This is a genomic window from Streptomyces sp. NPDC015220 (genome assembly GCF_043079345.1).
In the GTDB taxonomy this organism is placed as follows: domain Bacteria; phylum Actinomycetota; class Actinomycetes; order Streptomycetales; family Streptomycetaceae; genus Streptomyces.
In genome coordinates, this window is the sequence record NZ_JBIBUK010000016.1 from 97487 (window position 1) to 109784 (window position 12298).

At 74.6% G+C, this 12298-nt stretch carries 12 protein-coding genes; 11 read left to right on the forward strand and 1 reads right to left on the reverse strand.

Features of this window, described 5'->3' with window-relative positions; translation table 11 throughout:
- The first annotated feature begins 42 nt into the window (after positions 1-42).
- From ACF061_RS27130 to ACF061_RS27170, 9 genes are all read left to right on the forward strand, one after another.
- The gene (locus ACF061_RS27130) at positions 43-1719 is read left to right on the forward strand and encodes a multicopper oxidase family protein (RefSeq protein WP_392269594.1); all 1677 of its coding nucleotides are present in this window, start codon (positions 43-45) and stop codon (positions 1717-1719) included.
- Between the two features lie 356 nt (positions 1720-2075).
- The gene (locus ACF061_RS27135) at positions 2076-2315 is read left to right on the forward strand and encodes a ferredoxin (RefSeq protein WP_392269595.1); all 240 of its coding nucleotides are present in this window, start codon (positions 2076-2078) and stop codon (positions 2313-2315) included.
- Positions 2305-3699, forward strand: coding sequence for an NAD(P)/FAD-dependent oxidoreductase (locus tag ACF061_RS27140; RefSeq protein WP_392269596.1), 1395 nt, complete (start codon positions 2305-2307; stop codon positions 3697-3699). The genes ACF061_RS27135 and ACF061_RS27140 overlap by 11 nt, the downstream gene beginning before the upstream one ends.
- A gap of 48 nt (positions 3700-3747) precedes the next feature.
- Positions 3748-4986 (forward strand): cytochrome P450, encoded by a 1239-nt coding sequence (locus ACF061_RS27145; protein WP_392269597.1) that lies wholly within the window; start codon positions 3748-3750, stop codon positions 4984-4986.
- Between the two features lie 150 nt (positions 4987-5136).
- A complete protein-coding gene (locus ACF061_RS27150) occupies positions 5137-5334 on the forward strand; it encodes a hypothetical protein (protein WP_392269598.1) in 198 nt (65 codons plus the stop codon).
- An 86-nt stretch (positions 5335-5420) separates the two neighbouring features.
- Positions 5421-5888 carry a hypothetical protein gene (locus ACF061_RS27155; protein ID WP_392269599.1) on the forward strand — a complete coding sequence of 156 codons (468 nt, stop codon included), beginning with the start codon at positions 5421-5423 and terminating at the stop codon, positions 5886-5888.
- A 299-nt stretch (positions 5889-6187) separates the two neighbouring features.
- The gene (locus ACF061_RS27160) at positions 6188-6640 is read left to right on the forward strand and encodes a hypothetical protein (protein ID WP_392269600.1); all 453 of its coding nucleotides are present in this window, start codon (positions 6188-6190) and stop codon (positions 6638-6640) included.
- 11 nt (positions 6641-6651) lie between these two features.
- Entirely contained in the window at positions 6652-7860 is a 1209-nt protein-coding gene (locus ACF061_RS27165; RefSeq protein ID WP_392269601.1) for a YbdK family carboxylate-amine ligase, read from the forward strand.
- A complete protein-coding gene (locus ACF061_RS27170; protein ID WP_392269602.1) occupies positions 7811-8218 on the forward strand; it encodes a hypothetical protein in 408 nt (135 codons plus the stop codon). Before ACF061_RS27165 ends, ACF061_RS27170 begins: the two co-directional genes overlap by 50 nt.
- A 153-nt stretch (positions 8219-8371) precedes the next feature.
- Here ACF061_RS27170 and ACF061_RS27175 read toward each other — a convergent pair whose 3' ends face one another.
- Positions 8372-8779 carry a four-helix bundle copper-binding protein gene (locus tag ACF061_RS27175; RefSeq protein WP_392269603.1) on the reverse strand — a complete coding sequence of 136 codons (408 nt, stop codon included), beginning with the start codon at positions 8777-8779 and terminating at the stop codon, positions 8372-8374.
- A gap of 1013 nt (positions 8780-9792) precedes the next feature.
- On the opposite strand from ACF061_RS27175, the gene ACF061_RS27180 reads away from it, so the two are divergent.
- Positions 9793-10839, forward strand: a complete 1047-nt coding sequence (locus tag ACF061_RS27180) for a 4Fe-4S dicluster domain-containing protein (RefSeq protein ID WP_392269604.1) — start codon at positions 9793-9795, stop codon at positions 10837-10839.
- Positions 10836-11858, forward strand: a complete 1023-nt coding sequence (gene nrfD / locus ACF061_RS27185) for an NrfD/PsrC family molybdoenzyme membrane anchor subunit (RefSeq protein WP_392269605.1) — start codon at positions 10836-10838, stop codon at positions 11856-11858. The genes ACF061_RS27180 and nrfD overlap by 4 nt, the downstream gene beginning before the upstream one ends.
- The last annotated feature ends 440 nt before the right edge of the window (positions 11859-12298 follow it).

The following is a 12298-nucleotide window of genomic DNA, read 5'->3' on the forward strand; positions in this document are numbered from 1 at the left end:
CAGTTCTCCCACATATCGTCACAAAACGTGTGTTATTCAGTCATGCACACACATACGCGGCGCACCTTGCTCAGTGCCTCGATCATGGCTGCCGGCTCGGGACTCCTCGGTGCCTGCTCCGGGTCCGACTCGCCCTCGGAGCCCGGTCCGCGTCCGGGTGCCGCAGAGGGACCGGATCCCGCCGCGGGCTCCGGCGCCGCCGACCGCGCCCCCCGCCGCTTCGTGCCCAAGGGGCCCAAGGGGTATGTGAACCCCTCCGACCCCGAGGTCCTGGCCGCCGAGCGGAAGCGCGGCGCGGGCCCGGTGCGCACGTACCGGTTCACCGCCACCGAGACGACGCTGGACCTCGGCGGACGCACCATCAGGACGTGGGCGTACGGGAACATGGCGCCCGGCCGGGCGGTCCGCGTCACCAAGGGCGACGTGCTCGACCTCACGCTGGCCAACCACCTGCCGGTGGCGACGACGCTGCACTCGCACGGTGTGCGCCTGCGCTGCGACATGGACGGCGTACCGGGCCTGACCCAGGAGGGGATCAGACCGGGAGGGCAGTTCACCTACCGCTTCGCCGTGGCCCACCCGGGCACGTATCTGCTCCACTCGCACGAGGGCATGCAGCCGGACCGCGGCCTGTACGCGCCGCTGATCGTGGAGGACCCAAGGGAGCCGCTGAAGTACGACAAGGAGTGGCTGGTCGTCCTGGACGACTGGGTGGACGGCGTGGGCGGCTCCGATCCCGACGCGGTGCTGGCCCAGTTGCACGGCGGCAAGCGCCCGCCGATGAGCATGGACATGGGCGGCGCGTCCGGGCACGACGACTCCTCCGCCGGCCATCACGGATCCGCGGGCAGGCAGGCGCCGCGCCGCACGTCCGGGGGCCCCTCGCGGGTCCTGCGCAAGTCCCACAGCGAGCTGCTGCACGGCATGGGCGGCAACGTCGACCACCCCTACTTCCTGGTCAACGGCCGGCTGCCGCACGCCCCCGCGGTGTTCCGCGCCAAGCCCGGGGACCGGGTCCGGATCCGGATCATCAACGCCGGCGCCGACACCGCCTTCCGGGTGGCCCTGGGCGGCCATCCGATGACGGTGACCCACACCGACGGCTACCCGGTCGAGCACCACCGGACGGACGCCCTGCTCATCGGGATGGCAGAGCGCTACGACGTGATCGTCACCGTCAAGGACGGCACGTTCCCCCTGGTCGCGCTGGCCGAGGGCAAGGGGAAGCGGGCGCTGGCGGTGCTGCGCACCGACAAGGGCAGGACACTGCCCTCGCCCACCGTGCGCCTCGATGAGCTGGACGGGACGCTGGTGCCGGCCAGGCGGCTGACGCCGGACGAGTCGGTGGCCTACTCCGACCGCGAGCCGGACCGGCGGATCAGGATCAGGGCCACCGGCAACATGAAGCGTTTCAACTGGCAGTTCGACCACCGGTCCTACTCCACCGAGCACCGCCATCCGATCCGTCAGGGCGAACGGGTGAGGCTGACGCTCATCAACGCCACCGACATGTGGCACCCCATCCATCTGCACGGCCACACCTTCGCGCTGACCGGCCTCGGCGACGTCGGCACCCGCAAGGACACGGCCATCGTGCTCCCGCACCGCAAGCTGGTGTGCGACTTCTACGCCGACAACCCCGGTCTGTGGATGCTGCACTGCCACAACCAGTACCACTCCGAGTCCGGCATGATGACCATCCTCGGCTACCGCAAGTGACGCGGGGGCGCCGGCCGGGCGTCCAGCCGCGTCGGCTTTCCGTGTCGGGGCTCCGCACCGCGCCGGCACCGCTGCCCGTCGCCCCCGCGCGCCATGGGCCGGCCGGTCGTCCCCGTCCGGTGACCGGTGCCGAGCGGCCGCGTCCTGGTGGCCGGCGGCCCCCGCGTCCGGACCGGCGCCGCCCCGGCGCGGTGACGCCCGCCCGGGTCCCGGTCCGTCACTCCTTCGGCGGGTCCCGGCGAGCGGGCGGCCCGCCGCGCCTTCGATCCTGGCAGGGGAGATGACCGCCGTCCGAGGGCACCTCGCCGAGCGGCGTGGTCGCCCAGGACCTGGCCGCCGGAAAGGGCGGGTCGCCAATGAGGCTTGTCGTCGATCTCAACAGGTGCCAGGGGTACGCCCAGTGCGCCTTCCTCGCGCCGGACGTGTTCACCATGCACGGCGAGGAGTCGCTCGTGTACGGCCCCTGGGCCGACGACGAGCAGCGGGAGAAGGTGGCCCGCGCCGTCGCCGCCTGTCCGGTGCAGGCCATCACCACGGACGGGCCGGCCGACGGCGGGTCCGCCAGGGCCGGGCGGGAGGTCCCCGATGCCCGCTGAGCAGTTCCACGAGTGGCTCAGGCGCGAGGGACGCATCGTCGTCGTGGGCGCCTCGCTGGCCGGGCTGCGGGCCGCCGAGACGCTGCGGGCCGAGGGTTTCACCGGCTCGCTGACCATGATCGGGGACGAGCCGTACCCGCCGTACGACCGGCCGCCGCTGTCCAAGGCGGTGCTGCTCGGCATGGCGGCGCCGGACCGCACCGAGCTGCCCCGGCGCCGTGAGATCGACGCGACGTGGCGGCTGGGCGTCGCCGCCACCGGGCTCGACCTCGCGGGCCACCTGGTGCGGCTGGCCGACGGCGACGAGGTGCCCTACGACCGGCTGCTCATCGCGACCGGGGTGCGTGCCCGGCCCTGGCCGAAGGAGGAGGAGGCCCAGCTCGACGGTGTCTTCGTGCTGCGCACCCGGGACGACGCGGTCCGGCTGCACCGGCGGATGAAGGCCTCGCCGCGCCGGGTGTTCGTCATCGGCGCCGGGTTCACCGGGTCGGAGATCGCCTCCGCCTGCCGGCACCAGGGCGTCCCGGTCACCGTGGCGGAGCGCGCCGACGCCCCGTTGGTGGGCGCCCTCGGCGGGGTGATCGGCGCGGTGGCCGCCGAGCTGCACCGCGACAACGGGGTGGATCTGCGCACAGGGGTCATGGTCACCGGTCTGGAGGGCGACTCGGTCGGCCGGGTGCGGGCCGTCCACCTCTCCGACGGCTCCGTCGTCGACACGGACGTCGTGGTGGTCTCGCTGGGCGCGACCCGCAACACCGACTGGCTGGCCGGGTCCGGGCTGGGCGCCGGGCCGCGCGGCATCGCCTGCGACGCCGGCTGCCGGGCCTTCGACTTCCGGGGCATCGTCACCGACGACGTGTACGTGGCCGGCGACGTCGCCCGCTCCCCGCATCCGCTGTTCGGCTACCAGTTCCTCTCGCTGGAGCACTGGGGAAACGCCGTCGCGCAGGCGGAGGTGGCCGCCCACAACATGATCAGTGCCAGCGCCGACCGGATCCCGCACATGTGGGTGCCCGCCTTCTGGTCCTCGCAGTTCGGCGTCAACATCAAGTCGGTGGGCGTGCCGTCCATGGGCGAGGAGATCATGATCACGCAGGGCTCGCTCGCCGAACGCCGGTTCGTCGGGGTGTACGGCTACCAGGGCCGGGTCATCGCGGCGGTGAGCTTCGACAACACGCGGTGGCTGGACTTCTACGAGCGGCAGATCGAGCGGGGCGCGCCGTTCCCCGTGGATTACCCGACGCTGGACCGCCGTCCCGAGGGCCGCAAGCCGGTTGCCGCCGACTTTCCCGACCCGTCCCTGCCGACCCACGGCCCCACCGTGACCCTCAGCGGTTACTCCCCCGCGGACCGGCGGCTCGTCTTCACACCGGCCCGGCACTGACCGGCGCCGCTCCCCTCTCGCCGCATCACCACGCCCGAAGGACCCGCCATGCCGCAAGCCTCGCTCCTGCGCCGGATCACCGACTTCGCCAACCGCGCCGACCCGTACCCGCTGTACGAGGAACTCCGCAGCACTCCCGTGCTGCACGAGGAGGAGGGCGGCCCGTACGTCGTCAGCTCGTACTACGACATCCTGGGGCTGCTGCACGATCCGCGGATCAGCTCGGACGCCTCCAACCTCGACGACCCGGGCGCGGACGAGCTGTCGGGGGCGGAGGCCACGGGGCTGCCGCCGAGCTTCCTGCGGCTCGACCCGCCCGAGCACGACCGGCTGCGCCGGATCGCCAACAGCTCCTTCGGGCCGCCGCACCGGCCCCGCCGGATCGACTCGATGCGCGAGGAGCTGGCCGCGATCGTCGCCGAACTCGTCGACGGGCTCGGCGACAGCCGGCAGATCGACCTCGTCGACCAGTTCGCCTACCCGTTCCCGGTGATCGTCATCTGCCGGCTGCTCGGAGTGCCGCGCGAGGACGAGCCGCGCTTCCGCGCCTGGGTCGACCCGATCGTGGCCGGCCTGGACCCGGACAGCCGCATGGAGCCCGACGCCCCGGCCCAGCGCGCCGCGCAGGAGGCCCGGGTCCAGCTCGGCATGTACCTGGCCGGGCTGGTCGAACAGCGCACCCGCGAACCCCGCGACGACCTGCTCTCCGACCTGGTGGCCGGTCACGGACCGGATGGCGCCATGTCGACGATGGAGGTGCTCAGCACGGCCGTGCTGCTGCTGATCGCCGGACACGAGACGACGGTCAACCTGATCACCAACGGCATGCTCACCCTGCTGCGCCACCCGGAGGTCCTCCAGCGGCTGCGCGAGGAGCCCGGCCTGTCCGCCAGGATCGTGGAGGAGCTGCTGCGCTACGAGCCGCCGGTGCAGCTGGTGCCGCAGCGCACCTGCATCACCGACATCGAACTGCGCGGGGTGACCATCCCCAAGGGCTCGCGGATCTGGCTCGTCCTCGGCGCGGGCAACCGGGATCCGGAGCGGTTCGACGACCCCGACCGGTTCGACCCGGACCGCGAGGACATCCAGCACCTCGGCTTCGGCAGCGGCATCCACAGCTGCTTCGGCGCGCCCCTGGCACGCATGGAGACCCAGCTCGCGCTCACCGCGCTGGCCCGCCGCCTGGACAACCCACGTCTGGCCGAGGACCCGCCGCCGTACCGGCAGAACGCGGTGCTGCGCGGGCCGCGCCACCTGCGCGTCGACGTCGACGGCGTCCTCCCCTGAGCACCCCGCGTCCGCCCGGCCGCGCCCATCGCACGATGTCCGGTCACGGAGCGTGCGGCGACGACCACTTTCAATGACTTTCTGGACATCTCGGAAAAATCAGACAAAATGGTGAGTATCGTCACAGCGACTTCGAGGAGCCGCCCCCGCATGGCCTACGGAGCCCACCACAGCCCCACCCCGCCCCGCCCCGACCTGGGCCTGGCTCGCGACTGCGAGCAGTGCCTGGGCTGGGGGACCGTCATCACACGCGACGGAAACCACGAGCTGTGCGACACCTGCCAGCCGGACACGGACGGAGACGCTCCCCCGCCGGACGCGCCCGCGGGCCGGGGGCTGTCCGGCTGAACGCTGCGCCGCCGCGCACGAGTGGTGCATCGTCCGGCGCGGTCGTAGCGTCTTTACAGAGTCACCGTCGTCGGACGGGAGCGAACATGGGCAAGCACACAGTGAGGACAGCGGTCACGCTCGGTGTCACCGTACTGCTCGGCGCGGGCCTGGGAACGGCCTCCGCGGCGCCCGTGACGCCGGCTTCACCGGCGGGCGCGCACCCGGTGCACCAGCCGAAACCCGTGCTCGTGGACTGCTCCATGAAGTCACGGGTGCGCCCCGACGAGTTCATCCTCGCCTGCGGCGACGGCAACAGCCGTCTCCTCTCCCTGCACTGGTCCAAGTGGAGCGGCCGGACCGCGCTGGCCAAGGGGGTCAACGCCGTCAACGACTGCAAACCCTACTGCGCGGCCGGCACCTTCCACTCGTATCCGGTCGTCGTGCGCCTCGACAGCCCGGAGCCCTGGAAGAAGGACCCCCAGCTGCGCCAGTTCACCCGGCTCAGCCTCCTCTTCACGGGCGCCAGGCCCGAGGGGTACCAACGGGTCGTCACCTACCAGCTGGCGAACTGAGCCGGAACGGGTGCCCGCGGGCGCGGGCACCCGTCGGCGTCCGTCGCCGGGCCCCCGGACCGTGGCGGCGCGCCGCCCGGCGGCCGAGCGCGGCGGCGCTACGCCGGACGTCCCCCTCGCCGCGGGAGACGATGACACCGCCCCCGCGGGGCGTCCGGCGCCGCACCGGCACTCCCCCGTCGCCCGTCGTTTCGCCGCCGTCACGGGGGAACCCGGAGGTCCCGCCCGACACCCCGGCCGCCGCCGTTCCAACCTCCTCAGCGCACCACCGCACCACGCGACCAAGGGAGCGTCCCGGGATGCACTCGATCACCAAAGGCCTGCTGGCAGGCGCCGCGGGCACCCTCGCACTCGACGTGGTCACCTACGGCGACATGCTGTTGCGCGGCCGGCCGTCCAGCTCCGTCCCGGCACAGGTCGCGGACCGTCTCGCCGGCCGCGCCGGAGTGCCGCTGGGCGACGGCGAGGAGAGGGACAACCGCACCCAGGCGGCCGGCGCGCTCATGGGGTACGCCACCGGTGTCGCCGCCGGAGCGGCGTACGGGCTGCTCCGGGACCGTCGACCGCCGCTGCCGGACTGGGCCGCCGGACCGCTGCTCGCCGCAGCCGTGATGGCGGGCGCCAACGCCCCGGCCACCGTCCTCGGTCTGACCGACCCCACCTCGTGGGACATGCCGTCATGGGTGTCCGACGTGGTGCCGCACCTCGTCTACGGTCTGACGACCGCCGCCGCCTACCGGGCGCTGCGCTGAGAGCGGCCGACATGCTGCGCCTCGGGGCCGAGGAGGAGTTCCACCTGGTGACGGCGGAAAGCGGCCGCCTGGCGCCGCGGGCCGGCGCCGTACTCGGCCGGCTGCCCCGTCCCGGGTTCACGCCCGAACTCCAGAAGTCGGTCGTGGAGAGCAACAGCGGTGTGCACGACACCCTGGAGGCCCTGCACGCGGATCTGGCCGCGTCCCGGCGCCGGCTGGACGAGGCGGCCTCCTCCCTGGGGCTCGCGGCGGTGGCCGCGGGCACCGTCCCACTGGCCGCCCTCGGCCCTGGCAACATCACCCCCGGATCCCGCTACCAGCACATGGCCGACGAGTACCGCAGGGTCGCCGAGGAGCAGCTGATCTGCAGCGCCCAGGTGCACGTGGACGTACCGGACCGGGACACCGCGGTACGCGCCATGTGCCTCGTCTCGCCCTGGCTGCCGCCGCTGCTCGCCCTCTCGGCCAGCTCGCCGTTCTGGCTCGGCGCCGACACCGGCTACGCGAGCTGGCGCACGATGCTGTGGCAGCGCTGGCCCACCGCCGGGCCGGCCGGCTGCCACTCGGACGCCGCCGACTACGACGCGATGCTCGAGGAGCTGATCCGCTCGGGCGTCATCAGCGACGCCGGAATGCTGTACTACGACATCCGGCCCTGCGCGCACCAGCGGACGCTGGAGCTGCGGATCTGCGACGCCTGTCCGCGCGCGGAGACGGTCGTGCTGGTCGCCGGACTGTTCCGGGCCCTCGTGCACGACGCGTGCGTCCGGCTGTCCCGGCGCGACGGCCCAGCGTGCGACGGCCACCACGAATGGCTGCGCGCCGCCACCTGGCGCGCAGCCCGGTCCGGCCTCGAAGGCCCCCTGGTCGACCCGGTCACCCGGCGCGCCGTTCCCGCCCGGGTGGCACTGCACGGCATGCTGGCCCGGCTGCGTCCGGCGCTGGAGGCGTCCGGCGACTGGCAGACGGTGCACGAACTGCTGGACCGGGCCCTGTCCGACGGCAGCGCCGCGCACCGGCTGCGCCGGACGGCCGGGAGTGAGGGGCTGCCCGCCGCCGTGCGCCTGCTGGCCGCCGAGACCCGCGGCGCCGTGTCCGGCGACGGTGTTTCGCACCCGGCCGGCGGGGCGACTCCTGTGTCCTCGAGGGGAGCACGTACGGGGAGTGACGATGTGGAAGCGCAGGACACGGAGCCGGGGCCGGCGCGGACGGCCCGCTGAGCCGTCGCCGCTGGAACTGTGCGACCTGTGTGCCGCGGCGTTCCCCGCGGACGAGGCGGTGCGCGGGTACGTGGCCGACTCCTCGGCCGTCCATCCCACCGACGAGTGGATCGACGGGCTTCGACCCGTCACCGCGTGCTGCGACGCGCATTTCGCCCTGGTCCAGGACAGCTACCGGCGCCGCCCCTTCGTGCCGGAGGAGTTCTGGGCCGCGAAGATCGACCGGGCCCTGACCGGCGGCACTCCGGTCCTCACCATGGAGCAGCTCGGCTGCCGTACGGGACTGCACGAACCGGAGATCCGACGCGCCATCGCCTGGCACAACGAGCACATGGGGTACGGGACCCCGCTCTTCTGATCACCGTTCTCCTGATCCTCGCTCCCCGATCCCCGCTCCTCCGATCCCCGCTCCTCCGACCCCCGCTCCCCCTTCTCCTGATCCCCACGCTGTCGCGGTTCCCGCCGGACCCGCCGGTCCGGCATCCGAGGTCGGGCGCTCCTCGGCGTGCCCTCAGTCCAGCGCGTGCAGCAGGGTCCGGCAGGCCTGTGCGCAGCGCCGGCAGGCCTCGGCGCACACCGCGCAGTGCTCGTGGCGCCGCTCGTGCCGCGCGCAGTGCTCGGCACCGGACTCGCAGGCCGCCGCGCAGGCCGCGAGGACGTCACGGACGAGGTCCTCGCCGTAGCCCGTGCGGCGGGAGAGGATGCGGGCGGTGGCGTCGCAGATGTCCGCGCAGTCGAGGCAGGTGCGGATGCAGGCGCGCAGTTGGGTGACCATGTCCTCGGCCAGGCAGGCGCCGGCGCAGGCCGTGCAGGCCTGGACGCAGTCCAGGCACCGGTCGATGCAGTCGGCGAGCGTCTCGCGGTCGGCCGCGCCGGGACCGGCGGGGACGGCCTGGAGCATGTCTGAGGTCACGGTCATGTACCACTCCTCGGTCGGTCGGGTCGCGCCGCGTGCACGGGGCGCGTCGGGCGTCCGTGGGGTTTCCGGCGCGCGGTCGCCGAAACCGGAGCGGCCGGCGTTCACCCAGGTGGGCGCGGACGGCACCGGTTCTCGGCCGGTCGCGCGCACCGGCCGGGAACCGCCCCCACGGCCGCGTACCGGCCGGCCCACCACACCCCGCGCGGCCGCGTACCGGCCGGACCACGGCACCCCGCGGCCGTGCGCCGGGCCGGACGGATCCCGGTCGGTCGTCGTCGCCGGGCGGGCGGCACGCTGCTGGGACGGGCGCGCCGCGAGGACCGGTCGGATGGACCGCCACCCGACGGGCGGCGCCGACCCGTTCGCGACGGACCCGCCGGCGCGGACGGGGCGGCCGCCCGGCGCCGCACGGCCGCGGCCCCCACGCGGTGGCCGGGCCGCCGTTCCCCGGCGCCGTTTCGGGCGCGCGCCCCGCGGGCACTCGTGCCAGGCTCGTTGACGAGCACCGGACCTGGAGGCTCAGCACGGCGACGGAAAGGCGGGCACGGCGTGACGGAGTCCCGCGAGCCTCCTCTCCGGTCGCACCCGCTCCCGCGGCGCGCGGCCGGCGACCGTGCCGGACGAACCCGTGCGACACGGCGCGGCGGGCGGGTGGTCGCCGGGCAGGGCGCCGGCGGTCCCCGGCCAGTGGCCGTTCCCGACGGGCGGGCGGGCCCGGTACGGTCCGGGCTCGCCCTGCCGGCGGGCTCGTGCCGCCCGCCGCACTGCGCCGCGCCGTCCGACGACGGCCCCCCGTCCGGCGACACCCCGCCGTCCGGCGACGGCCCGCGAGCGGCCGCGCCGACCGGCGTACCGAGCCGGACCCGCCCCGCGGGTCCGGCTCGGTACGCCCTGAGCCGATACCGCGCCGAGCGGGTGGAACTGCCCGTCGCCGCACGACGGCGGCGGATCGAGGCAGCCCGGGCCGGGCGAGGCCACGGGCGGCGGCGAGTGCCGAGCGAGGAGGCCGGAGGATGACCGAGGGCAAGACGGCGGCGGCGCACGCGGCGGGCGGCGATCCCCCTGCCGGGAACCTGCTGTTCGGGCCGCAGCCGGACGTGGCACGGGCGGCCGGCTACAACGACCCGCCGCCGCGCATGGGCTTCTTCACCGACACCTCGGTGTGCATCGGCTGCAAGGCGTGCGAAGTGGCGTGCAAGGAGTGGAACTCCGTGCCGGAGGACGGCCTGGAGCTGACCGGCATGTCCTACGACAACACCCAGGGGCTGGGCGCGGACACCTGGCGGCACGTGGCGTTCATCGAGCAGCGCAAGCCGCTGGGCGGCCAGGAACCGGGCGTCGACCACGGCGGGTTCGACGTGTTCGAGGCGGCCCGGAACCTCGGCCGCTCCCCGGCGTCCCCCGGTCCCGGCGCCACGGCGCCGCCGCCCGGTTCGGCCCCCGCCGCCGCGCCGGCCGGCGAGATCTCGCCGGTGTCGCCCGACGGAAGGACCGAACTGCGCTGGCTGATGGCCTCCGACGTGTGCAAGCACTGCACGCACGCCGCCTGCCTGGACGTGTGTCCCACCGGGGCGCTGTTCCGCACCGAGTTCGGCACGGTCGTGGTGCAGGAGGACGTGTGCAACGGCTGCGGCTACTGCGTGCCCGCCTGCCCCTACGGGGTCATCGACCAGCGCGAGGAGGACGGCCGGGCCTGGAAGTGCACGCTCTGCTACGACCGGCTCGGGGTCGGGATGGAACCGGCCTGCGCCAAGTCGTGCCCCACCGACTCCATCCAGTTCGGCCCGCTGGAGGAGCTGCGCGAGCGGGCGGCGGCCCGGGTGGCGCAGCTGCACTCGACCGGCGTCACCGACGCCCGCCTGTACGGGGAGAGTCCGGACGACGGGGTCGGCGGCGACGGCGCGTTCTTCCTGCTGCTCGACGAGCCGGAGGTCTACGGCCTGCCGCCGGACCCGGTGGTCACCACCCGGGACCTGCCCGCGATGTGGCGGCACGCGGCGATGGCCGCCGTCTCGCTCGCCGCGCTGGGCGTCGCCAGTTTCGTCAGGAGGCCCCGATGAGCGGATCGGACGTGACCCGCGGCGGTGTGCGGGGAGAGCGGCCGGGGCGCATGGCGCCGACGGGGGACGCGGCCGGGCGGCGCGGGCGGCGACGGCGCGGACGCGGCGAGCAGCCGATGGTCCCCGACGCCCGGTTCTCGTCGTACTACGGCAAACCCGTTCTCAACAAGCCCACCTGGGAACCCCTCGACATCGCCGGCTACCTGTACCTCGGGGGGCTCGCCGGGGCGTCCTCGCTGCTCGCGGCCGGCGGACACGCCACCGGGCGGCCGGGGCTGGCCCGGGTGACCAAGCTGGGGGCCGCGGGCGCCATCACCATGTCGCTGGCCGCTCTCGTGCACGATCTCGGGCGGCCGGCCCGTTTCGTCAACATGCTGCGCGTCTTCAAACCCACCTCGCCGATGAGCGTGGGTTCATGGCTGCTGGCCGGGTACGCGCCGCTGACGATGGCGGCGGCGGCAGCCGACGTGGCGCGGCGGTACCGTCTCCTCGGCGCGGGCGCGACAGCGGCGGCAGCCGTCCTGGGCCCGGCGGTCGCCACCTACACCGCCGTGCTGCTCTCCGACACCGCGGTGCCGTCCTGGCACGAGGGCTACCGGGAACTGCCGTTCGTCTTCGCCGGCTCCGCCGCCACGGCGGCGGCCGGGCTCGCGCTGACCGGCGCGCCGACGGCTCAGACCGGTCCGGCACGCCGCATGGCGGTGTGCGGCGCCGTGCTGGAGCTGGGCGCCTTCCGGCTGATGAGGCGACACATGGGCCTGGCGGCCGAGCCGTTCGAGCAGGGCGGGCCGCACCGGCTGCTGCGGGCCGCGGAGTCGCTCACGGTGGGCGGCGCCGCGCTGGCCGCGTACGCGGGACGGCGCCGGAGCCGGGCTCTCTCGGTGGCCGCCGGTACGGCCCTGCTGACCGGTTCGGCCGCACTGCGGTTCGGCGTGTTCCACGCCGGGGTGGTTTCCGCCGAGGACCCCAAGTACACGGTGGTACCGCAGCGGGAGCGGCTGCGGGAGCGCGCCGGCTGACGGCGGGGGCCCGGCCCGTACCGCCTCGCGCCCGCGAGGCGCCCGGCGAGGCGCCTCGCCGCCGCCCCGGCGGCCGCCGGATCCTTCCGGGCGACCGCCGGTCTCACCCGGCACGCCCCGGGTACTTCGCAGCAGCGCCTGATCGCAAGGAGAGGAGTGTGCGCCCGGCCGGACCTCGGGCGGGGCGCCGGCTCGCCCCGGGCCGTGCCGCCGGACGGCGGAGGCTCGGCGAACGGGCCGGGCCGCCGGGCACCCGAGCGCACCGGCACCGAGACCTCGGGGATGCCGTCTGCGCTGGGATGCACGAGAATCTGCGGCAGGACGAACGCGACCAGCCGGACGGGCCCGCGTACGCACGGCCGGGGAACGACGCGGCCGCACGACGGTACGGCGGAACGGCCGACGGGCGAGGCACCGGGACGGCCGGGAGACAGAACAGC

Bases quoted from the DNA above. Each gene is read 5' to 3' on its own strand.
- ACF061_RS27130 (WP_392269594.1), top strand. From the start codon at position 43: ATGCACACACATACGCGGCGCACCTTGCTCAGTGCCTCGATCATGGCT.
- ACF061_RS27135 (WP_392269595.1), top strand. From the start codon at position 2,076: ATGAGGCTTGTCGTCGATCTCAACAGGTGCCAGGGGTACGCCCAGTGC.
- ACF061_RS27140 (WP_392269596.1), top strand. From the start codon at position 2,305: ATGCCCGCTGAGCAGTTCCACGAGTGGCTCAGGCGCGAGGGACGCATC.
- ACF061_RS27145 (WP_392269597.1), top strand. From the start codon at position 3,748: ATGCCGCAAGCCTCGCTCCTGCGCCGGATCACCGACTTCGCCAACCGC.
- ACF061_RS27150 (WP_392269598.1), top strand. From the start codon at position 5,137: ATGGCCTACGGAGCCCACCACAGCCCCACCCCGCCCCGCCCCGACCTG.
- ACF061_RS27155 (WP_392269599.1), top strand. From the start codon at position 5,421: ATGGGCAAGCACACAGTGAGGACAGCGGTCACGCTCGGTGTCACCGTA.
- ACF061_RS27160 (WP_392269600.1), top strand. From the start codon at position 6,188: ATGCACTCGATCACCAAAGGCCTGCTGGCAGGCGCCGCGGGCACCCTC.
- ACF061_RS27165 (WP_392269601.1), top strand. From the start codon at position 6,652: ATGCTGCGCCTCGGGGCCGAGGAGGAGTTCCACCTGGTGACGGCGGAA.
- ACF061_RS27170 (WP_392269602.1), top strand. From the start codon at position 7,811: ATGTGGAAGCGCAGGACACGGAGCCGGGGCCGGCGCGGACGGCCCGCT.
- ACF061_RS27175 (WP_392269603.1), bottom strand. From the start codon at position 8,779: ATGACCGTGACCTCAGACATGCTCCAGGCCGTCCCCGCCGGTCCCGGC.
- ACF061_RS27180 (WP_392269604.1), top strand. From the start codon at position 9,793: ATGACCGAGGGCAAGACGGCGGCGGCGCACGCGGCGGGCGGCGATCCC.
- nrfD (WP_392269605.1), top strand. From the start codon at position 10,836: ATGAGCGGATCGGACGTGACCCGCGGCGGTGTGCGGGGAGAGCGGCCG.